This is a genomic window from Chungangia koreensis (assembly GCF_042651785.1).
In the GTDB taxonomy this organism is placed as follows: domain Bacteria; phylum Bacillota; class Bacilli; order Bacillales_A; family Planococcaceae; genus Chungangia; species Chungangia koreensis.
Genome location: NZ_JBHSEC010000003.1, coordinates 92,018 through 114,909 on the forward strand (window position 1 = coordinate 92,018; position 22,892 = coordinate 114,909).

Here is a 22,892-nt window from a genome sequence, read left to right on the forward strand (position 1 = left end):
AAATCACTTGTCTTCCCGATTCCCGATATTATTTCAATTTAATGTTTTCGATTATAAACATTTCATCTACACGTGGTTCAAATTCAAGGCGATCATTAACTCCGTAAAAACTGTACACTTGGAATAGTGGAACAATCGGCACTTCCTCAGCAACAATTTCTTGAACCCTCTTGTATTGCTGTTCACGCTCTTCAGCATTCAAATTAACGTTTGCTGCATCCAATAATTTATCGACTTCATCGTTTTTATAGTCATTAATGGAATCGGCACGTTCAGAATGATAATAGTCAAGGGCTTGTGCTGCATCGAATAATGAAGCCCCTAAAGCAATGAAATAGGCATCCTTATGCTCTTCTGCTTTACGAAGATCAACGAATGCTCCCCATTCCATGAACTCCAGTTTTGCAGTGATACCAGCTTGTGCAAGCATTCCCGCTATCATTTCTACAGTAGCTTTGTCCTGGAAATAACGGCCATTTGGTGAATGGAGAGTAATTTCCACTCCTTTTTCATATCCAGCTTCCTTAAGTAGACTCTTCGCTTTTTCCAAATCATAATTGTATTTTCCGAATAGATCTTCATTAATACCGAAGTTTCCTGGATTCATACGTGTTAACGTCGGTTTTCCACCGCCGCCAAGAATATGGTCAACGAGGGCTTGATCGTCAATTGCATAATCGATTGCCTGACGAACTTTAACATCAGAAGTCGGATATCCTTCCGTTACACGTAGGAATAGCATCATCGTCCGGTTAACCGGTCCAGTAACGACATCTGTTCCGTCATTGTTTTTAATCCGTTCCCAATCCGTAGGAGGAACTTCTGTTGCAATATCCACTCCGCCTGTCAATAATTCAGCAACCCTTGTGGAGTTCTCAGGGATAGCCCTGAATACAACTTGCTCCCATTCCGTATTCACACCATTAAAATAGTCATCGTTTCTCTCCAATACAACACGGTCATCTTTTTTCCACTCAACAAATTTGAATGGACCCGTTCCTATAGGATTTTCCAAGAAATAGTCAAATCCGTTCTCTTCAATATATTTACTCGGCAGCATCCCCGAACCGAGGCGCGCAACACGATTTAACAATACTGGGTCTACTTCGAACGTTTTAATATGAACTGTATAATCATCAATGATTTCAACCGATTCTATTTGCTTATAGTTAGGGTGCTCACGCAATGAAGAATCTGTCGCCACCCGCTCTAAACTATATTTAACGTCAGCAGCTGTGAAGGGATCACCATTGTGGAATTTAACATCATCCCTCAACTTGAATTCCCAAGTATGGTCATCGACAAGTTTCCACTCTTTCGCCAAATCAGGGACAATCGTTCCATTTTCGTTTTTAACCAAGTAGTTATACATATTGATATGAATGGCTTCAGTTGCAGTGGTTTGGTGATTATGAGGGTCGAACGTTAACATATCCGTCCCCATTGCGATCGTCAGTGTCAGATTTTCTTCAGCTTCGACTTTAACTGTGCCTTCATCCTTTCCCTTATCGCCCCCGGTTGACGGCTCAGTAGTACCTTGGCCGCTATCCGAACATGCTGCTATGAATAGAGACAAGACAACTAAGAATGTGAATAACAAGCGTTTATTCTTCATAAATACACCCCTTTTGTGTTTTAAATTCTACTTAACCTACAGAAATCCCTTTATTAACCAAACTGTATTCATGCATAACTGTGCATATAAATTTAATCCCTTCAATAAAATCCTCAATACGAATGTTCTCATTAGGAGCGTGGATCCTTGAATCTTCGTAACCTACACCAAAACTAACAGCCGGAATATTATATTGAGCTGCTAATTTATACATAGGACCGGTTCCTGGAGACATGGAAAAGATTTGTGGAGGCTTACCGTAAAACTTCTCCGCTTCTTTAATGGCCACTTTGGCAAGTGGATCGCCCGGATCAGTTTTAGCTGCCTTCTTACCACTGATTTTATGAATGGTAATATCCTCGAAACCATGCTTATCTAAATGTTTGCGCAGGAGAACGATTATTTCATCTGGGTCCTGATCCGGAACGAGGCGAAAATCGATTTTCACTTTCGCTTCCGAGGGCAGAACGGTTTTCGATCCCTCTCCCGTGTAGCCGGAGTAAATTCCGCAAATGGTACAAGTAGGCTGGAAGATGAACTTCTCTTTTAATTCGTCTCCATCCAAGTTAAGGAGAAAAGATTCCAACTCCAGGTTTTTGAGCATTTCTTTTTCATGTAAAGGCATATTGGCAAGCATCTGTTTCTCCAGTTCGCTTGGCTGGTCAACTCTGTCATAAAATCCTTCTATTTTGACACGCTCATCCGTTCCTTTTAACGTATTTAATGCCCAAACAAGCCGCCATGCAGGATTTTCGATAATTGCTGCATTCGAGGAGTGAAGATCAGTATTCGCACCTTTCGCCCTCAGTTCGATATACAGCATCCCCTTTAATCCAAGGCGTATAGATAATGCTCCATCCGGCGTCTTATAACCCGACTCCCAAATGTAACCGTCTGTTTCAATAATATCCGGAGCATTTTCAATCGCATGATGAGTATAAATACTTCCGAATTCCTCCTCTCCATCTACAAAAAATTTAATGTTCACTGGAAGCTCGCCATACACTTGTTGATATGCATGGATTGCAGCAATACGTGCGAAAAGATTCCCTTTGTTATCAGCGACTCCACGAGCAAACAATTTTCCATCATGAATTTCTGCACCGAATGGAGGATAATCCCATAATTCAATTGGATCCTCAGGCTGAACATCATAATGGTTATAAAATGATAATGTCTTTTCCTTATCGCTAAGGATCTTTCCATATACAACTGGATGACGCCCAGTCGGTACAATCTGAACTTCCGCGTTTAATTTCAACAAATAACCTTCAACCATTGCAGCCATTTCATCAATTCCACGAAACTGAGTAGATACACTCGGCTGCCTGCAACCTTCCTGTAACCAAGAAATGTATTGATCTCTATGCTGATCGATATATTCGTATAAATCCTTCAATCCTGTCATCACCTACTAAACTTATTTTTGGAATCGCTTACATAGAGAATATCAAAAATTTAAAATTTCTGATAATACATATTTTTTTCTTGTGGTGATAAAAAAATTTTATTAAGGAAATAGAAAAACCTTTCATTCCGTTGGTTGGTTGGTTGGAAGAAGTGGTTGGATAGTTATTGCAGTCTCCTGTTTAGTGGGTTGAATGGAATCTTTTGCACTTGATTAGAAAAGGCTGAGGGTTTTGCACCTATCGAGGGTTCTTTTGCGGTTTCAACCAAATGTTTTGCTGATGCAAGCTGATCTTTTTAAGGGAGGTTAGCTACCGAAGGAGCCATATTGCGGATTTTTGATCTCATATTGCTGCGTTTGGCATCTATATTGCGCTTTGCCGCTATCATATTGCGGCGTTTGCCGTTTATATTGCGCGATTTCCACTTCATATTGCGCGGAAACCAATTGATATTGCGTTCCAAAGGATTCCACCAATTTTTCCCCATTAAAAAAGGTACACCAGATAATCCAGTGCACCTCCAACATATTAAGCTAGTTTCGAACGCAAATAGGCGTTGATGAATTGATCGATGTCGCCGTCCATGACGTTGTTGACGTTCCCGGTTTCGGCGTTCGTGCGGTGGTCTTTCACCATAGAATATGGGTGGAAGACGTATGAGCGGATTTGGCTTCCCCAGCCAATTTCCTGTTGGTCTCCACGGATTTCCAACAATTCTTTTTCACGTTCTTCGATCTTCAGTTGATACAATTTCGCTTTCAACATCTTCATCGCTTGTTCACGGTTCTTAATCTGTGAACGTTCATTTTGACATTGAACGACGACGCCCGTCGGCATATGCGTGATCCGGACTGCGGAGTCGGTCGTATTGATGTGCTGACCGCCGGCACCAGTTGCCCGGTACGTATCGACCTTCAAATCTTCACTCTTTACTTCAATCTCGATTTCTTCATTGAACTCAGGCATGACTTCGCAAGATGCGAAGGATGTATGACGACGTCCTGAAGAATCGAAAGGTGAAATCCGTACAAGACGGTGTACGCCTTTTTCCGCTTTCAAGTAGCCATATGCATTATGCCCCTTGATGGACAATGTCACCGACTTAACGCCCGCTTCATCACCCGCAAGATAGTTCATCGTTTCAACCTTGAAACCGCGCTTTTCAGCCCAGCGCGTGTACATGCGAAGCAGCATGGACGTCCAGTCCTGGGACTCGGTACCGCCAGCACCCGCATGCAGTTCCAAAATTGCATTGTTCTTATCGTACGGTTCGCTCAATAGTAACTGAAGTTCGAATGCTGAAAGCTGCTCAACAAAGTCCGGCAATTCGTTACTCAGTTCCGTTTGAAGTTCCTCGTCAGGCTCTTCACGAAGAAGCTCCAGCGTCATCTCCAAGTTTTCCTGCGTATCGCTCAGTTCTTTGTACTCCCCGACTAAATCCTTCAACGAATTCGATTCACTGATGACGGTTTGTGCCGCCTGCTGGTCATCCCAGAAATCAGGCATAAGCATTTGCTCATCCAATTCAGCGATTCTGGCCTCTTTGTTTTCTAAGTCAAAGAGACCCCCTAAAGTCCGCTAATTTCTTAGCTGTTTTATCCAACTCGTTCCGGATATCTCCTAATTCCATCATTGCTAAATCCTCCAATTATTACGAGACTGCGCCGTGGCAGTTCTTGAATTTCTTGCCGCTGCCACATGGGCATGGGTCGTTACGTCCGACGTTCTGCGTATTACGGACCGGTTTTTTCTTAACCGGCTCGCCGCCTTCTTTCGGATTGACCGCTTGGCCTTTTGCCACTTCCTGGCGCTCTAAGTTGTTGCGGATTTCCGCTTTCATTGCGTATTTTGCCACGTCATCGCGGATTGCATCCACCATATCTTCAAACATGGCAAAACCTTCGTTTTGGTATTCACGAAGTGGATCCGTTTGTCCGTAAGCACGTAAGTGAATACCTTGACGCAATTGATCCATCGCATCGATATGGTCAATCCATTTCGAATCGATCGAGCGAAGAAGGACAACCTTCTCAAACTCACGCATACGCTCAGGTGAAAGCTCTTCTTCTTTCTCATTATACCGCTCTGTGACAGCTTCCTTGATAACATCAATCATTTCCGCTGGAGATTTCCCCGCCAAATCGGATTGCTTGATGCGGCCTTCAGGCAATAAATTCGCCGCGATGAAATCTTCTAGACCTTTCAAGTTCCACTCGTCTTTATTCTCAGTTGCTGCAGTATAAGCACTTACCGTACGCTCGATTACTTCATCGATCATGGACTCAACAAGAGCACGTAAATCTTCGTTTTCGAGCACTTCATTCCGTTCCTTGTAAATGATTTCACGTTGCTGACGCAACACGTCATCATATTGAAGGAGACGTTTCCGTGCATCGAAGTTGTTTCCTTCTACCCGTTTCTGGGCGGATTCAACAGCACGGCTGACCATTTTCGATTGGATTGGCGCAGTATCATCCATACCCAAGCGAGTCATCATAGCCTTCATATTGTCAGAACCGAAACGGCGCATCAATTCATCTTCCAATGAGAGATAGAATTGCGTTACTCCCGGATCTCCTTGACGACCGGAACGACCACGCAACTGGTTATCAATACGGCGGGACTCATGTCGCTCCGTACCGATAACGGCCAATCCGCCAATCTCGCGAACTCCGTCACCAAGTTTAATATCCGTACCACGGCCGGCCATGTTTGTCGCGATCGTAACCGCTCCTTTATGACCCGCTTCCAAAATGATTTCAGCCTCGCGCTCGTGGTTCTTTGCATTCAATACGTTATGCTTAATACCACGTTTTGTTAATAAATTCGAAATCTCTTCGGACGTTTCAATCGCCACAGTACCGACCAGCACTGGCTGACCATTCTTATGGCGTTCTGCGATATCGTCAGCAACCGCATTGAATTTCCCTGACATCGAGGCGTAAATCAAATCCGCACGGTCGTCACGGATAATCGGCTTGTTCGTCGGAATGACAATAACATTCATATTGTAAATGTTACGGAATTCCTCTTCTTCCGTCTTCGCTGTACCGGTCATACCAGATAACTTCTCATACATACGGAAGAAGTTTTGGAACGTAATAGTCGCCATCGTCATCGATTCATTCTGAATCTCTAAACCTTCTTTTGCTTCGATTGCCTGGTGAAGTCCATCACTATAACGACGGCCCTTCATCAAACGACCTGTGAAGGAGTCAACGATGACCACTTCGCCTTCCTGAACAACGTAGTCAACGTCAAGATGCATACTCACATGCGCCTTTAGCGCCTGGTTGATCGCATGGTTCAAGCGGACATGTGTCAAATCGAACAAGTTATCGATCCCAAACGCTTTCTCAGCCTTATCGACACCACTCTCCGTCAACACGACACCCTTCGTCTGCTCATCGTACGCAAAGTCTTCTTCCTTCTTCAACATACGAATAAATGCATTCGCCTGGATATAAAGAGCAGCAGCCTTTTCAGCTTGTCCAGAAATAATGAGCGGCGTACGCGCTTCATCGATCAGAATCGAGTCAACCTCGTCAATGACCGCATAGAAAAGAGGGCGCTGAACTTTATCTTCTTTATAAAGAACCATATTGTCACGAAGGTAATCGAAACCAAGCTCGTTATTCGTGCTGTACGTAATATCAGCCGCATACGCTTCCCGCTTCTCTTCCTTCGATAAGCTATTCAAATTCAAACCAACAGAAAGACCGAGGAATTCATACAAATGGCCCATTTCCGTCGCGTCACGGCTTGCCAAGTATTCATTGACCGTCACGACATGTACGCCTTTACCGGACAATGCGTTCAAATAGACCGCCATCGTGGAAGTCAACGTTTTACCTTCACCGGTTTTCATCTCAGAGATATTACCTTCATGCAGTGCAGCAGCACCCATGATTTGAACACGGAATGGATACATGCCAAGTGCACGGCGTGCCCCTTCACGTGCAACCGCAAATGCCTCTACTAACAAATCATCAAGTGTCTCGCCGTTCTCTATACGTGTACGGAATTCATCCGTCTTAGCCCGGAGATCCTCGTCAGATAGGATTTCCATCTCATGCGCGAGCGCCTCTACCTGATCGGCAGTCTTCTCAAGACGCTTCACATCCCGCTTGTTCATATCAAACAATTTATTTAAAACGCCCATGTATGTCACTTCCTATTCAGTATCAAACTTCATTTTACCATTGTGTGATAGGCCTATGCAAATAGGCTGACAATAATAGGAACGCCGGTAGGTCGAGGTATGTTTCCGATTAAAGGAAGTTTAATGCTGATTGGATTGCAGTTAATGCTGATTCCTTTTCTGGTAATGCTGATTAGATTCTACTTAATGCTAATTGGACAACAGATTCCTCTAATTTCCTCTATAACACTTAAAAGAAGCCCCCGAAATCGGAGGCTTCCAACTTACACATATTCAATTCGTTTCAATCAATCCATATTTACCATCTCTGCGCTTATACACGATGTGAGTGCCGTTCGATTCGGCGTCCGTGAAAATGAAGAAGTTATGTCCTAACATGTTCATTTGGAGGATTGCCTCGTCTTGATCCATAGGCTTCAAGTCGAATTGTTTCGTACGTACTATCGGGAATTCACTATCCTCGTCATCGAGTACGGAAACGGCAGTTTCACCATTACTATTGCCATTAACCGAAGCAAAAAATGAAGCTACACCTTCTCGTTCTCTGAATTTCCGGTTCACCTTCGTTTTATATTTACGGATTTGACGCTCCAGCTTATCGCAGATCAGATCGACCGCTGCATACATATCATCGTGCCGCTCCTCTGCACGGAGAGTCAAATTCTTCATCGGAATCGTTATTTCAACCTTTGTCTGTTTATCATTGTAGACCTTGAGATTGACATTTGCTGTGGCATTCGCTCCTTCAGTGAAGTAACGTTCGAGCTTCTGAACCTTTTTCTCGACGTATTCCCGAATTGCTGGAGTTACCTCAATGTTCTCACCGCGAATGTTAAACTTTAGCATATGAACTCCTCCTTTTTGTTAAGCGCTTGTAAATAATATACTACGTATCCCCTCAAATTTCCTGCAAGAAACATCGGAAAATTTCGTCAAAGTCGAAATTTGTCGAATGTCTGTTTCAAAATGTTCAATAAATGAGGGGTGCGCCTGCCCTACACAATAGAGCTTTTGCTCATTTTACGACCAACGACTTCAGTTTATTCAATAAGTCGAGCAGGATGAATTATTTATTTTCCCTATTAAAAAACCTGCCAAACTCGGCAGGTAAGATAAATTCATTATTTTGTTGAAATTTCATTCCGCCTGCGGAACTTCAGCTGGCTGATAATCTGTTCTTCTAACTTTTCATCTTCGTTAAAATCGATTCCGTACAGTGCGCCCTCATGGCTTGCTTGCTTCCAAACCACTTTCCCAGGAGCAGTGATTGTGTCCTGCATCAATACAAACTGCATCACAACTTCCATTCCCTTTGTCAACTGGTTGTCAGAAAAGACCTTTGCTCCGCCTGGACTAATATCGATCATGCGGCATGAGCCATTCTCATCGCCCATTTTCAGCTCAGCTTCCAACGGACTGCCAAATGTATAACGGAAAATCTCTTTTCGTTTATAAAACATCCAAAACACCCCTGATTGTCTGCCTTATTTTTGAATCAAATCTTGCGTCATCCGAACCGTTTCTTCAATCGTCTCCGCAATATTCTCGTTGTCAGCCACCGTCTGATGAATCGTCGCGTTCATTTCCTCGATGGAACTACTGTTTTCGGTCAATAGATCTGCGAACTCATTTGTTGCGTTTCTTATATCAATGGTAGCTACGTTAATCCGCTCTACTTTCGCTTCAAATTCAACAAGCTTTTCCATCAGGTCTTCCATTGATTGTTGAATTGCTGACATTCGTTCTTCTGCAGTACCGGTAGCGTCAGATTGTACGCGCATACGACTGGAACTTTCCGTTAAGTGAGTACGTGTTTCTTCATTCGCCTTATTGACGTCCGACAGATTTTCGCTGATTTCATCCAGCGTGCTCTTCGTAAGACCTGCAAGCTTCCGGATCTCTTCCGCGACAACCGCGAACCCCTTCCCATGTTCGCCAGCACGAGCCGCCTCGATTGAAGCATTTAACGCCAACAAGTTCGTCTGTGCGGTAATTTGCTGTATGGACTCCGTCAATTCATTCGTCTTCGAAATGTTTTCGGTTAACGAGTGGAATGAATGCTGAAGTTCAGATAGGAAGCGTTCAACTTCCTGCATCCCTTTCCGAAGGCTGATCATAATCTCCATACTCTCATCAGAATCGTTATGTAACTGCTGGGCTCCCGAAGCCATTTCTTTCGTTTCGTTCAATAGAGCTTGAACTTCCCCTTGCGTCGTTTCCGCGTTCTCTGCAATACGAGAAATTTGGAACGACTCTTGTTCTACGCTTGCACTCACACTGTCGACAATGGTCAGCATCTCACGTTGGGCATTAATGTGCTGCTTGGAAGTAATACCAACATGATTGAGATTATCAGCAATTTGCTCTACACCACTATTCAAGTTAACAGACTTCTCTCCCTCAAGTTGAGCACGATTTTCCAAATCAATGGAAAACTGTTCAACCTGTTGCTGAAGCTTTTTCGATTGGCGGATCTGCATGAATAAACCTAAACACATAAGAACTAACACCAACATAAGGCTACTGCGGGAAGCTGCGATTTCCGCCTGATTCGGGTACTGCTGAAGAAAAGTTATGAGTGTGACTATACTCAACAAACTACCGAAAGCCATCAAACGGCTCGATGCGAGTATACTGGACAAACCCGCAATGTAAAACGCAATCCCTGCCGTTGCTACGGATGGCACACCTACATACGCATTAAATATTGTTGCCCCAGCTGTAACAGTGAGGACAATCCAAGGGAAGGCCTTTTGAAAAACAGGCACCCATTTCGCCAAACCGTACGCAATCAGCGTCAATACGACAGGAATTGCCATACTAATCACCTTCATCGCATCCTGGTCAGTCAACCAATAAAAAAGAAAACCGATGAAACTGGAAGCTCCTAAAGTAATAAAAAGGATTAAATTCTTCTTCTCAAAATCTCGTTGCCTAAGCAGTTGAACAGACTCCATAATGGACCCCCTGAATATTCTTTCTATTAAGTATAAAGTAGCATAATTTCCAGTAAATTCATACATAATTTTAGTAGATTCGACATAGAAAAACATCCGCACGTTAACAGCACGTCAAGTGATAGATAAATGAAAAAGCCCGGTACAATACCGGACTCTTTCCCAAGGGTTATTACATCTTCTTTAAGTGATTCAAATAAAACATTAATTATTAAAAGACTTCTTTGATATATTGTGCCGCATCACTATACAAACCGCCTTGATTGGCATATTTAATATAATTTTTAACAGTAGCCATCCATTCCAAAGTTGAAGGTTTTGTGCTGCGGATCGCGGCTAAAAGATCTTCCATCGTAATAAGGCGTTCCTGGTTTGTTCTCATGATTTCCGTCAGAACATTTTCTGTAGCGATTTCAATAACATTCTCAATATCTGCACCAGAGTAGTGCTCTGTTTTCTCCGCCAGCAGATCGTAAACTATGCTGTTATCAACCGGTTTTCCATGTAGCTTTAATTTAAAAATTACTTTTCTTGCTTCCCGATCCGGTGGTGGAACAAAGACAAGCTTATCGAACCTGCCCGGACGTTTGAAAGCGGAGTCTACGTCCCATGGCATATTGGTCGCTCCAATTACTAACATTTTATCAGTATTCGTATTAATGCTTTGCAATTCAGTCAACATGGAATCCACTAACCCACGCATCAAATCCGAACTCGACTTTGAACGGCTGTACCCCAGGGTATCTATCTCATCAAAGAACAAGACAGAAGGTTTGTTTGCCCTCGCTGTTTCAAAAATATTATGCAGGTTTTGTTCACTTTCACCAAAATATGGACTTAGAATTTCAGTAATATGTACAGGGTAAAAGTTAGCGCCTACTTCACCTGCAGTTGCTTTAGCAATAAATGTTTTACCACAGCCCGGAGGTCCATAAAGTAGAATTCCCCCGCCTGTCTTTTTGCTGAACTTTGAAAAGAGACCCGGATTAGTAAAAGGCTTAATGATTTTCATTTCAATTGTCTGTTTAAGGGAATCCAAGCCTCCGACATCTGCGAAGGTAGTCCTTTCTGCCAACCGTTCTCCCAAATTGATTACATTGTCTCTTTTTCCGCCGTCAATTACACGGATCTTAGATGAGGTACTATCTATCGGTTCTTCATTATGGACTTCTGTTTCTAACTTAGAAATTTCTAAAGTATCCTCTTGCTCAAACTCCAAAGAATCTTCTGAATCCCTGGATTCTGTTTCTTTTGCACCTAACATGTTACGCAAACTTTGGGTAACCAATCTTTCCATTTCCGGGTCGTTCTTTTCCAAGGCTTTGGAAAATGCGAATAGTGCTTCTGAAAGTTGCCTCTTCAGTAGGTATTCCTCAGCCAATAAGTACCAGGCTTCAAAGTTAGAATGATCTTTTTCAATCATAGAATGATATAACGAAATCTTATTCATTAAAATTTTCCTTTCGTAATCCATTTGTAAAACATGGATTATCAGGCTCAAGCCGAAGTGCTTCTTCAAAAAGAGATAATGCTTTGTCGTTTTCCAGGGCCAATAACATTAGGTAGCCGTAAGCAGCATAGGCCGTCCCACTTTCCGGGTTTACCTTCAAAGCATCCAAGAACGCTCTTTCCGCTGCAAAATGATACATCGTTCCTATGAAGAGAAAACCTGTTTCTTCATCCAAATCATAAATAAGTGCTTGTCGGCAAAGGTCCCTTGCAACTGAAAAATGTCTATAAGAACTTTGTACCACTGCAAGTTTATAAAGTGCGATCGAATTATTTGGATCAATTTTCAATATGTTTTGGATATGCTTTTCAGCTTCTTCGTACCTGTCTATCGCAAATAAATGATTGATGATAGACAGATCGTTTTCGATGGTTGATTGCAACATGTTCACCTACTAAGTTTATTTAACCCCTAAAATGTACAAGAGCCCTTCCCTCAAAAAAATCCCCACTATACTGTAAATAAAGGCTGGTCCAATCAAGTCAACCTTTTTTTCGTGAAAATAAATAAACTGCTCAAATCGTTTTTTAAGAATATAAATATAGTAGATATATAGTAAGAGTGCTCCAGCTCTATATCCGATTGCAACATTTCCGATATCTATCAAAGGGTAGTTAACAGTCAAATAGGTCATCAACAAAGGTTCGGAGATAAATAAAATAGATCCCAAAATGATTCCTGCATAAATTGCTTTTTTTGAAACTCTAAGCCATATGGCATTTAATGTACCTAAGATGACCAAAGGAAAAGTTCCGCCTAAAATTGCGACTAAGAAAAATGCATTGATCGGATATGTTTTTGGCATTACCCACACTTTACTCAAAGAGGTTTGAAACAAATCGTTATTTTGCATAATTACTCCTTCAATTGGGCACTTTTTTTATTTTGCTACAGCTCTTTTTAGCCACTTACCTTTCACAAAAACTTTGTACAAAACCGCGGAAAGCCATGTATAGACGACAAATGCTAAATAGACACAGACAACTATTGCTAATGGAACAACCAAGTTCAGTGTCTTGAATAGGAAGAGCAATACAATGAAACTCAACCAAATTACAATTGGCCCTCCTATTTTCATCATCGGCCCTTCATAAAAGAAAATAGGATGGGTACTCCTGTCATGGTCTTCGAGAATTTGAAGGAGCTTCTCATTAGAAGGATCCATCAGATAAGCTTGTACGAAATATTCTTTTGCGATTTTGTTTTCATCTTTTAATTGATGGTAAACAGCTAAATTTACTAACTTCCTTATTTCACTGCTGCCATTTTCCATCAAGTTCTGCAATAATACTTGTTGATTCTTTTTATCGGATGTTGCGAAAGCGTAGTGAAGCATTTCCTGCGTTACACGTTCATTTTCCGGATCGAGCCTCATGGCTTCCTCTAATAACGCAAAAGCTTTTTCCTTCTGGCCGACTGTCAGCATTATAGATCCATAGACCGCATGTGCGAAGCCACTATCAGGTTCGTTCTTCAAGAATTTTAAGTAAGCAGATTCAGCTTCCGTATAATTTTTTTCTTCTTCATATGTACTACCAATCAGATAATAACAAGCACCTTGGTCGTATCCATTCTTTAAGGCTTGTTCGCAGAGCTTCCTCGCCTCCATGTAATCATCTTTAGCATGTAAGATGCAAGCCATTGTATAAAGTGCCTCTGGATGGGAAGGATCCAACTGTAATGCGTTTATAATATGTATCTCCGCTTCAGGGAGTCTCTTCATTTCTAAGTAATGGTCTGCAAGTGAAATTTCCGTTTCTAACAGGTTTGGTACTTCCATTTATTTTCCTCCTATAGATTTATGATGGTGGCGGTAATGATCGTTTCAATTCCAATTCCAACAAGACTCCATTTGATGGCTGTCCCTAACATTGGAACCATCTCTCCACCCAAATACCGGTGGCTATTGAAAGCTTTACGCAAGGCAAAAAAGTAAGCTCCATATAATAGGACGCAACTTACGCGGTAGCCTATTCTCATACTACTGCTGTCGAACGTGAGGCTATTTTGCATCATATAAAGGAGAACCAGATATTTTCCGATAACTACCAATGATCCAAGTAATGCAAGCGCAACGATTCTCTTGTTAGAAAGCCTAACCCACTTTGCATTCATGGAACCCATAATAATTAATGGAATCGCTCCCCCAAAAAAACCAACCAAGAAAAGTCGATGGATATCAAAACTTTTCGTTTCTTCCCAGCCTTGTTGTAACGAAGGCTGATACATCTCCGTTTTTTGCATTCATTTTGCTCCTTTAAGTTAAAGATGTTCTTATCTCATTTTATATCGTAAATTTTTTCAAAATTTAAACAGATAAATTGGAAATTGCACTTATCATTTAAAATCAAAAAATGGTTCTCAATCAAAAAAAGACAAAACTAAAAGGCAAGAATTCGGTAAAATACCGAACCCTTGCCCTTTAGGTAGCCAGATGAGCCTACCTATAGTGGCCACCACTTTAGCAAGTGATCATCATTTGCGTTTATCAAAATACATGCCGTCCAAAGTTAAGGTTGCTGCATATGGGTTTAAATAGGATTGTTCAGACTTCTTGGTCAGCTGAACATTTTTCATGTCTGTTTTAATTTGGAGCATAATGGTTGAAAGTCTTTCTCTTATGTCATTATCATACTTTAATATTGTTTGATAATCAGTATGCTCTATAAGCATTATTCCGGAATCTTTAATGCTGAAAATGTCTCTTTCACGTTGTTCTAACAAGTAGTCAATTTGCTTAATATATTCTTCCCTTTGATCCTTGTTTGGTTTATCTAACAAATGATCATATAGCTTTTTGGAAGAAATTAAAAGCTTTTCAACAGCATCCATCAAGCTTGGTCCCCAGTAAATGTTTTCTGTCTGTTTATACGGATGACTTCTTTCCATGTATCACGAAACTCAGTCACATATCCCTCAACTTCTTCAACAATTTCAATACTATTTTGGATGTTAGCTTCGATGAGTCTATGGTTCATATATTCATACATCTGCATCATAGACTTAGAAACTTCGATATCCATGTTTAAAGTGGACATCAATTCTTGAATGATTTTTTGTGTCTTTTGAAGATTTAAGTTTTTCTCTTGTATATTTTTATCCTGAATGGCAGTTTTAGCTTTTCCTAAAAATTTGATGCAACCATTATATAGCATAAGTGTTAATTCACCAGGTGAAGCGGTACTCACACTGTTTTGCTTATACGCTTGGTGTGCTGATTGTGCTATCACGATTTTACAACTCCTTCATTCCTTTTAAAAATTAGCCTTGGGTGGCGCCCATTAACATTGCAGATTGTTGATTTGCTCTGCTGATCGCTTTTTCCATTGCGGTGAACTGTCTCCAGTAACGACTCTCGATGTCCTCTAAACGTCTTTGGAAATCAAAAATACGGCCATTTGTATCTATCAATCTTTTGCCAATATTGTATTGTTGGTCAGTAGAACTTGCTTTACCTGCCTGTCTTTCAATACTTTTAGTAAAGTCCTTCATGGAATCACGAAGTCTTTGAACGATTCCACGGGTATCTTCTCCAGTGGTTTTGTTAATAGCACCTGTTTGAGAAATAGTTTTGACAACTTGATCTGGGTTTTCCGTAAGTGCTTTTCGCAACTTATCTTCATCGATTACGAGCTTACCGCCGTCGGAATATACTTTGGAAGTGGTGATGCCCATTTCAGCAAGTGTATTTACTATGTTAACCTCAGAACCGACAGTACCGTAAATAGCATTACGCATATTCGACAATCCACCGCTGATTATAGGATCGTTCCGCAGCAGTCCACTTTTTGCCTTTTCATCCCAAAGTTCCTGCTCATGTTCTGACATATCTTCACGCTGCTGGTCAGTCAATGGTGGATAATCGCGATATTTCTTTTCTTTCAGTTGATCGTTCATACCTGAAACTAACTCATTATATTTTCCTACAAATTCTTTTACTTTATCTACCATAGAATCGATATCTGTTGTTGCACTTAAAGTAATAGGAGCTGCACCCGCAACAGTTTTATTTTTCAAAGTGATATTAAAGCCTGCAATTGTAAAGTTATTTGAAGTACGTTCAATTCTTGCACCATTTATTATAGATACCGAATTAGAACCATTCGTAGCCAAATCATTCTTACCAAACCCTAATTTTGTAAAGAGATCTGTAGATGTAGTATTATTAATGATTTCAGCACCATTTACATTATCTCCTGATGCTTTAGCACTTATAGAGAATTGCCCTGATTTTTCGTCATAAAAAGCAGTGACTCCGGCACCACTATTATTAAACTTTGAAACAACATCGGTGAGCTTATCTGAACTATTTAATACGACTGAAGTTGCTTTCATCGTTCCATCCGCTTGAAGGACACTTAAAGAAACTGAAAGTGTTCCATCCGCCGCAAAACCAGTTACCCCTAAGCTACTAAGAGTTGTTGTACTTGCCCTCTTAGTCGAATCAGTAATGGTACCTGCCCCATACGAAGAGGTTGCTAAAGAATCAACGCTTTGTACAGTCAATGAGCCGCTTGCAGCAGAGGTAGCGGTTGCAGTTAATATGGATTCATTAGAATTAGATACTGTTTTTTTGTTAAAATTGCTTGTAAGAGAAAAATTCTCAAATAAATAAGTATTAAACGTGTTTAGCTTTGTATTAATCGAACGAAACGCATCACGTTGCCATTCGTACGTTGTTTTCTTTTGAAATAATTTATCCAGCGGTATACGTTCCGCTTTCATCAATTCCGCTACAATTGAGTCAATATCCATTCCTGACGCTAATCCGCCGACTCTTAATCCTGCCATTTATTCCTACCTCCTATAGTTAAATTTTTTCATCAACAATCATGCCCAAAATTTTCTGCATCGTATAAAATGCGTCCAGGAGCTTTCTTGGAGGAATCTCTCTAATCACTTCCTCCGTTTTAGCATCCACAACCTGGACATAATATTTGTCTAAACCTTCATGCATAATGAATTTGGAGTTATGGGTTTGTAAAGTATTTAAGGCATCAATTGCTTTTTGAACCTTTTCTTTCGGAACCGACCTATCAGCTGTTTCCGCTTGTTGTGCTTTCATCAATTGTTTAAGAGAATTCTCAGGGGTTACTTTATTGGGTAAAACTGATTCGTTCTTCTGCTGATCAGTCATACTCGTTTCCCTGATTTGTGCATGTGTTGAAACTCGCATCTATCGTTTCCTCCTACACTAACAAAAGTCCTTATTTGTTTTATCGGTTTCTTTAAGTTAAATTTCAGTTTTCCTCAAAAAAATTAGTGAAATAGCCGATAGGAACTATAAGGAGGTGATGACAAATGAAAATACAAAACCAAGCATTGATAGCTTTCTCGACAAACCGTTATCAAAAGAATGAAAACTCGATTACGAAAACTATTGAAAAGCTTTCAGGCGGTGATAATTTAAAAAGGGCGGCAAATAATGCGTCAGGTGTCTCAATCTCTGAAACCATGCGCGGCCAAATCCGTGGATTAGCTCGTGCACAACTGAATATGCAGGATGGTCTATCAGTTTTAGAATCGGCTGATGCTGGTCTTAAGCATGTAAGCAGTGTACTACAAAGAATGAGGGAGCTTACTGTCCAAACATCAACCGACTTTATTACGGATGAAGATCGGGTTGCTGCACAAAATGAATTAGACCAGCTTCTCGAGTCAATAGATGACACCGCTGATAAACTTGAATTCAATACACAAAAAATATTAGGTGAGATCCGTCCGCTACACATACATGTAGGTGCTAATTCCGGACAAACTTTGGCCATTGATATGGTGGATGTAAGTACTGAAAAACTTGGTCTTGATGGGGCAAATCTGACTTCAAGAGAAAAAGCTGAAGAACTAATTGGTAAAGTAGACAATGCATTATCTACGATTTCAGATCATTTGGCTAATATCGGATCCGATTATGAAGCATTGACGCACCATAGCGACAATATATCTTTGACGCAAATCAATCTTGAAAAATCCGAATCACTCATCAAAGATCCGGATTTGGCGTTTGAAATGATGGAGTTTGTTAAACAGGGGATTAGACAAAAAGGAGATGAACTACTAATTAAACAAACTAACCGTAATGTAAGCAATCTATTATCTTTATTTTAATAAAATTTAACCAAATCAATGAATCACCTTATCATTGATTTGGTTTTTATAAAGTTTTCATCTTCTTCTAAAGCTTTATATTAACTGTTCTTGATCCACCTGTATCAAGAACAGTGTAAATTTTTTAAGAAGCTTTTCACTTTAAAAACCAAACCCTTTTAATTCGTTTTCATATTTATCTACCTTATCCAGAATTCTTTTTAAACGAATATCATATGTATGATATTTTGAGAGAGTTTCGAATCCTTGTTGTCTAATAATATTTCTTTTATTTTCATGTAACAAATAATAATCTATTAACTCCAGCAAATCTTGCAAATCACGATAAACTACTAAATCTTTGTCTGGTGAGAAAAGTTGCTGTATATCTTTTTTATTGTTAGTAATTAAGAAAGCGTTTGATCCAAGAACATCAAATACTCGCATTGGTAATCCAGACTCAACAAAAGAACGGGTAATATTTAAATTAATCTTTGAACACTTAAATACTTTTGGCATTTCTATAAAATGTTCCACTTCTTTTCTATATGCCTTGTGTATATAAGGACTTTCATTTAAAAGCCAACCCTTTTCACCATAAAGTCTGGTTTTATATTTTTCAGCGATTTTTGCCATATAGGTAGTTCGTTCTACAAAAGTATGATATCGGCCTAATAAAAATGAGAATGCGTCATTAATGGATAAGTTCAAGTATTTGTCTTTATTAAAAGATATTTTTGCATCAGTATTCACTAAATCAACAATGTCTTCTTCTACTAATTCTTTTATTAAAAATTGTTCACTATACATTTGAGCATTAATTAGCTTTTCTATTAACTCTTGAACAGGCAGAGAAAGTCGGGGTTTTATAATATTCATATACTCATTGTGAGAAGTACAACTACCCAAGAAGGAAACATCGGAACTATATTTTTGTATATCATTATTATTTAATACTATTTTATTAAGTCTATCTACATTTGCAGCAACTGGCATATAATCTACATTTTTTATTCCTTTTGTTTTGAGGTCATTTACAACTGCTTCATCATACACAAAAAGAATTGAGTAATTATAGTTGATTTCTCTTTCATATAACGTGTAACATGGTGTGTCTACTGTCCAAGAAATATAAAGGGTTTGTAACTGTTCACAAATATCAGCAATAACATTTATAAAGTTTACCGTAAATATATAATCTGGTTGTACTTCTATGATATCTTTATAAACCTTATTTAAATCATTTAACTGCAATATCTTTACGTTAAAGCCCATTTTTTCAAAAGAGATTGCACAATCTTTTGCAATCGTAGGATGATCATAAACAATTATTGTTCTTGATTTATTAATACTATTTTTATAAAATTCCATAACATTTTTGTAGAAATTAGTATTACATTCTATTAGATTATAATTAATAATATATTGTACTTTTTTATTCTCAAAACTAAAATTCTTATATTCTTCTTCTATGAATACTTTTACGTTATTCAATACTCTATCATTTTGAATATAATCATAAAAAGCTGGATCATACTCGATAACAAATATAGGCTTGTTCGTTAAGGACTTAATAATTTCTATTTCGTATCCAAGTCCTAAACCTAAAACAACTAAACAATCCGCATCGGCATTTATATTATACTGAACTTGAATATTTTCCGGAGTATACTTTGAATATAAATATTTAAACACACCGTTTTTTATTTCATACTTGCATGTATGCCTTCCATTTTTAGCTTTTTCTATAATCATTTTATTTTTCTTCATTAATTAATCTCTTCTTCCATTTAGAAAGTTTACATAAATTCATCAAATCTTGTTTACTAATAAAAGGTATTCCCTTAATCCTCGCACCTTCTTCAGCAGTATTGTATATCCTAATTGTAGTCTTTTGGGCCTTATATTCAAACCAACGAAGATAAGTATATAAATTTGGAGTTGTATTTATATACTTCCCATTATTTGTGATTATTTTTCTGTACTTGTAATTTTCTATAACTTTCTTTCCCGATGTAGAATTTAAAGCATGTGTTTGCGAATTCCCAAACCCTAAATCTTGTCCAAATAAGAACACATTACTAAAATCCATATATTCAAGCAATGAAATTCCGGTAGTCGCTACTGAGCCACCTGTTTCAAGTGTGTCTATCCCCAATTGTTCGGCATAATGTTCAGCAGCATAATAGCCTTTTTGGAAAACAATGTAACTAATTCCATTGTGAATATTTACCGCATAATTATTAGCTGTCCCCAAGTAAAACAATGGACCTTCGTATTTTGTGCCTATTATCTGATCTACTACATTTTCCTGTGGATCTGTAATTAATACTGCATCAGGTTTTATATCATGCTTTAAAAGTACTTTTAAAGCAGAACCAACGCAGAGAATATAACAATTCAATTTTATTAATTTTAAAAGGTCAATAGAATCATCTAATGTAGGACCAGAAGATATTAAACATGCATTTAATCCTTTATATTTATTTTTAAAATATTTAATTGAGGAATCGTTTCTCAATAAATTGGTTTTAAAATTAAAACTCATTATTTCGCCATAACTTTTCGCGCTAATCTGACGTATCTTAATATCCTCTAAATAATTATATAATGGATGTTCCTCCCCAATTGCCTTCATCCATGACATTGGTATAATTATTTGAAAACTTGAAACATCAATATTCAAATCAGTAGATAAACACATTTGAATATTCTTTTTATCAATGATAGATTTATTTGGTGCATAACTATTAAAAATTGAAATGTCATTGGTCCCTATTGGTAAAACTACAATCTGCTTAACCGAATCTAATTCTACTAAAGCTTCTAAGTGGTAACCTAACCCTAATCCCACTAAAAAATATCCTTTTGCGGTTGGATCAAATTCATTATTTATAAATCTAAACGCATCTTTTCGAGGATTATATTTGCTATATATGTAAACGTTATTCATTATTAACGTATATTCTTGATTTTTAGCAATTTCAATTCTCATATTATCTCTTTCAAATCATATAGAGTGCATTCTTTGAAAAATGGTTTTATTTCATATTCAAACATATCTGCAACTACAATATAATCTTGTATGAATAATCCTTGATTTACTTCATTTAAGAATTCATGAATTTTATCAATTTGTAAATCATTTTGAATGCCAAGCTCGTTAATCTTAGCATTCATATCTGTCAACCATGTAACCCCTTCACTAAATTGTAGGATTAATGTGAGCGCCTCATGTACATTATCTCCCCTTAACAAATCCGCAATACTCTGACAGCCTTCCGGTACTTTTTTCAGATAAATATTGTAACTTTCTATACTTTCAACTAAAATTTGTATCATTATTAGCTACTCCTCTTATTTTTGTATTTTCTCCATTAATTCATCTATAATATTCTGAGTATATATATAAGCTTCTTTAATTACTTTTAAGAAGTCATTAAACATCTCGTAGTTCTGTGTATATATTCTTCTATATGCTTCATTCTTTGTTTCATCTTTTTTAGGAAGATAATACTTCAGAATATCGAAAGTAACTAATTCAATGGAAATTGAAATGGAAGTTTTATCTAAAATTTTACGAAAATTTTGTTCATTCTCATCCATTTTCATTAATATGGTTGATGAAAATATCCATTTTCCCTTTGTTTTTTCTAACAACATCAAATTATCAAGGATTAATTTCCTCATCTTTTTATAATTCGATAAATCATTATTTAGATTTTCTATAAGATTATTATGAAACGCTCGCCTACTAACGCTTAAAATCAATTCTCGATTATAAAAACTTTTATTAATATAGTTTCCACAAAATTGTTTAAAAGGAATATTTTGAAATCCTTGAATTAAAGCTCCACCTTCTGTGCAGTTAAATATCCTATCTTTATTCTTTAATTCACCAATTAATACTTCCAAAGTTTCTTTCATACTATAAAATGCGTGATCAGTTAATACTTTATCTCCAAAATAACCTTCTGTATAAAACATTTGTCTTTTTTCAATATATTTGTCATCAACTTCCTTGTAATTATTATTAAATTCAGCATGTGTTTTGTTATCTGTATAAGCTAAGTCCTGACCAATGAGCGCAATTGGTCCCTTAGAAATATACCTGGCAAAAGACAATGCGTATGATGCTACGGAAGAACCCCCACGTAAAGAGATTAATTTTTTCCCGGAAAGATTTTTATAATACCCCTCGACCCCTGAAGCATCAGAAGTGATAAAATGGTAACCATCTTCAAAACAATCACGGATTTTATAGTGATTTAGTAAACTATATACTAATTTACTTTTTGTAAACTTTTTTCTTTCAAAATGTTTTAAATTGTTTTCGCCGCCATCTATTGATACAACAAAATCTGGTTCTAACCCAAACTGGACTAATGTATTAACTGTAGATCCTGCCGCAATTAAAATACAATGGTTTCTATACTCTTTTAATAAATCGATTTGTTTAGTCAACGAAGGCCCACCTGAAGCAAGTATTATTGGCAAATCATATTTCTGGAAAACATTTTCCAAATCACCATCGTATGGTATGTTTTTTAAGTTATATATAAAGTTTCTTTGCCATTCAGATGAAAATCTTCTAAGAGTATTTTCATTTATTTTATTCATTTGTAAACGATTATTGATATTATCAAGTACCTCTAAATAATATTCCGGAAACAACTTGTCATAGTTGGGAGAACATATAAATGTTACATTAGCGTGATTTGGAATAATACTTGAAAGTATGGTTTTAATCTCCGCATTAGTATTTTGAACTAAAAAAGTATAATCTTCCTTATTCACAGTTAATTGTTGAATAGGTTCTATAACAATGAGAAATTCATTGTTTACAAATTTCCTATTAAATTCCTTTGCAATATAACCTAAACCATAACCGAATAAAATATGAATAAAACCTGGTCTATAATGTTTTTCAACAAATTGTTTAGATTCTTTTAAGGGATCATATTTACTATGAACATAATATTCATTTATTTTTAATGTAGACAATTTGCTTTTAGAGTTATCCAACTTAATTTCATAATTATTATCAAGCATGTTCTCCACCTCTAATATTATATCGGAAATTTTATTATTTATTTGAGTCCAAAACCCTTTTTCTTTTCACTTTAAGAAGCAAAAGCCTATTCATGAGGCA

At 38.0% G+C, this 22,892-nt stretch carries 22 protein-coding genes; 1 reads left to right on the forward strand and 21 read right to left on the reverse strand.

The window, feature by feature from the left end; translation table 11 throughout:
* Nucleotides 1–28: 28 nt before the first annotated feature.
* The 17 genes from ACFOZY_RS03710 to ACFOZY_RS03790 form a co-directional block, all read right to left on the reverse strand.
* Complete coding sequence (locus ACFOZY_RS03710; protein ID WP_378152398.1) at nucleotides 29–1,615, reverse strand: ABC transporter substrate-binding protein; 1,587 nt, start codon at nucleotides 1,613–1,615, stop codon at nucleotides 29–31.
* Between the two features lie 31 nt (nucleotides 1,616–1,646).
* Nucleotides 1,647–3,014: a M20/M25/M40 family metallo-hydrolase gene (locus tag ACFOZY_RS03715; RefSeq protein WP_378152400.1), complete on the reverse strand. Its 1,368-nt coding sequence runs from the start codon at nucleotides 3,012–3,014 to the stop codon at nucleotides 1,647–1,649.
* Nucleotides 3,015–3,319: 305 nt separating this feature from the next.
* A complete protein-coding gene (locus ACFOZY_RS03720) occupies nucleotides 3,320–3,511 on the reverse strand; it encodes a hypothetical protein (RefSeq protein WP_378152402.1) in 192 nt (63 codons plus the stop codon).
* A gap of 41 nt (nucleotides 3,512–3,552) precedes the next feature.
* A protein-coding gene (gene prfB / locus ACFOZY_RS03725; RefSeq protein ID WP_378152578.1) for a peptide chain release factor 2 occupies nucleotides 3,553–4,654 on the reverse strand; the annotation gives its coding sequence in 2 pieces (ribosomal slippage) (nucleotides 3,553–4,581 and nucleotides 4,583–4,654; 1,101 coding nt in all).
* Nucleotides 4,655–4,675: 21 nt separating this feature from the next.
* Nucleotides 4,676–7,186 (reverse strand): preprotein translocase subunit SecA, encoded by a 2,511-nt coding sequence (gene secA / locus ACFOZY_RS03730; protein WP_378152404.1) that lies wholly within the window; start codon nucleotides 7,184–7,186, stop codon nucleotides 4,676–4,678.
* Between the two features lie 273 nt (nucleotides 7,187–7,459).
* Nucleotides 7,460–8,032 (reverse strand): ribosome hibernation-promoting factor, HPF/YfiA family, encoded by a 573-nt coding sequence (hpf, locus tag ACFOZY_RS03735; protein ID WP_378152406.1) that lies wholly within the window; start codon nucleotides 8,030–8,032, stop codon nucleotides 7,460–7,462.
* Nucleotides 8,033–8,307: 275 nt separating this feature from the next.
* Nucleotides 8,308–8,646, reverse strand: coding sequence for a PilZ domain-containing protein (locus ACFOZY_RS03740; protein WP_378152408.1), 339 nt, complete (start codon nucleotides 8,644–8,646; stop codon nucleotides 8,308–8,310).
* A gap of 24 nt (nucleotides 8,647–8,670) precedes the next feature.
* Nucleotides 8,671–10,143: a methyl-accepting chemotaxis protein gene (locus ACFOZY_RS03745; protein WP_378152410.1), complete on the reverse strand. Its 1,473-nt coding sequence runs from the start codon at nucleotides 10,141–10,143 to the stop codon at nucleotides 8,671–8,673.
* A gap of 211 nt (nucleotides 10,144–10,354) precedes the next feature.
* Nucleotides 10,355–11,593, reverse strand: coding sequence for an AAA family ATPase (locus ACFOZY_RS03750; RefSeq protein ID WP_378152412.1), 1,239 nt, complete (start codon nucleotides 11,591–11,593; stop codon nucleotides 10,355–10,357).
* Entirely contained in the window at nucleotides 11,586–12,038 is a 453-nt protein-coding gene (locus ACFOZY_RS03755; protein ID WP_378152414.1) for a tetratricopeptide repeat protein, read from the reverse strand. Before ACFOZY_RS03755 ends, ACFOZY_RS03750 begins: the two co-directional genes overlap by 8 nt.
* A gap of 15 nt (nucleotides 12,039–12,053) precedes the next feature.
* Nucleotides 12,054–12,506 carry a hypothetical protein gene (locus ACFOZY_RS03760; RefSeq protein WP_378152416.1) on the reverse strand — a complete coding sequence of 151 codons (453 nt, stop codon included), beginning with the start codon at nucleotides 12,504–12,506 and terminating at the stop codon, nucleotides 12,054–12,056.
* Between the two features lie 27 nt (nucleotides 12,507–12,533).
* Nucleotides 12,534–13,433 carry a tetratricopeptide repeat protein gene (locus ACFOZY_RS03765; RefSeq protein WP_378152418.1) on the reverse strand — a complete coding sequence of 300 codons (900 nt, stop codon included), beginning with the start codon at nucleotides 13,431–13,433 and terminating at the stop codon, nucleotides 12,534–12,536.
* 11 nt (nucleotides 13,434–13,444) lie between these two features.
* Complete coding sequence (locus ACFOZY_RS03770; protein ID WP_378152420.1) at nucleotides 13,445–13,897, reverse strand: hypothetical protein; 453 nt, start codon at nucleotides 13,895–13,897, stop codon at nucleotides 13,445–13,447.
* Between the two features lie 231 nt (nucleotides 13,898–14,128).
* Nucleotides 14,129–14,485, reverse strand: a complete 357-nt coding sequence (locus ACFOZY_RS03775; RefSeq protein WP_378152422.1) for a hypothetical protein — start codon at nucleotides 14,483–14,485, stop codon at nucleotides 14,129–14,131.
* The gene (gene fliS / locus ACFOZY_RS03780; protein WP_378152424.1) at nucleotides 14,485–14,883 is read right to left on the reverse strand and encodes a flagellar export chaperone FliS; all 399 of its coding nucleotides are present in this window, start codon (nucleotides 14,881–14,883) and stop codon (nucleotides 14,485–14,487) included. The genes ACFOZY_RS03775 and fliS overlap by 1 nt, the downstream gene beginning before the upstream one ends.
* A 31-nt stretch (nucleotides 14,884–14,914) precedes the next feature.
* Nucleotides 14,915–16,444 (reverse strand): flagellar hook-associated protein 2, encoded by a 1,530-nt coding sequence (locus ACFOZY_RS03785; RefSeq protein ID WP_378152426.1) that lies wholly within the window; start codon nucleotides 16,442–16,444, stop codon nucleotides 14,915–14,917.
* Nucleotides 16,445–16,463: 19 nt separating this feature from the next.
* Nucleotides 16,464–16,829, reverse strand: a complete 366-nt coding sequence (locus ACFOZY_RS03790) for a flagellar protein FlaG (protein WP_378152428.1) — start codon at nucleotides 16,827–16,829, stop codon at nucleotides 16,464–16,466.
* Nucleotides 16,830–16,954: 125 nt separating this feature from the next.
* On the opposite strand from ACFOZY_RS03790, the gene ACFOZY_RS03795 reads away from it, so the two are divergent.
* Nucleotides 16,955–17,761: a flagellin N-terminal helical domain-containing protein gene (locus ACFOZY_RS03795; protein ID WP_378152430.1), complete on the forward strand. Its 807-nt coding sequence runs from the start codon at nucleotides 16,955–16,957 to the stop codon at nucleotides 17,759–17,761.
* A gap of 141 nt (nucleotides 17,762–17,902) precedes the next feature.
* On the opposite strand, the gene ACFOZY_RS03800 is transcribed toward ACFOZY_RS03795, so the two are convergent.
* From ACFOZY_RS03800 to ACFOZY_RS03815, 4 genes are read right to left on the reverse strand one after another with little or no spacing between them, the layout of a single operon-like run.
* The gene (locus ACFOZY_RS03800; RefSeq protein ID WP_378152432.1) at nucleotides 17,903–19,510 is read right to left on the reverse strand and encodes a CgeB family protein; all 1,608 of its coding nucleotides are present in this window, start codon (nucleotides 19,508–19,510) and stop codon (nucleotides 17,903–17,905) included.
* Nucleotides 19,497–20,735: a motility associated factor glycosyltransferase family protein gene (locus ACFOZY_RS03805; RefSeq protein WP_378152434.1), complete on the reverse strand. Its 1,239-nt coding sequence runs from the start codon at nucleotides 20,733–20,735 to the stop codon at nucleotides 19,497–19,499. Before ACFOZY_RS03805 ends, ACFOZY_RS03800 begins: the two co-directional genes overlap by 14 nt.
* The gene (locus tag ACFOZY_RS03810) at nucleotides 20,732–21,082 is read right to left on the reverse strand and encodes a DUF8042 domain-containing protein (protein ID WP_378152436.1); all 351 of its coding nucleotides are present in this window, start codon (nucleotides 21,080–21,082) and stop codon (nucleotides 20,732–20,734) included. Before ACFOZY_RS03810 ends, ACFOZY_RS03805 begins: the two co-directional genes overlap by 4 nt.
* Nucleotides 21,083–21,097: 15 nt before the next feature.
* A complete protein-coding gene (locus tag ACFOZY_RS03815; protein WP_378152438.1) occupies nucleotides 21,098–22,792 on the reverse strand; it encodes a motility associated factor glycosyltransferase family protein in 1,695 nt (564 codons plus the stop codon).
* Nucleotides 22,793–22,892: the final 100 nt, after the last annotated feature.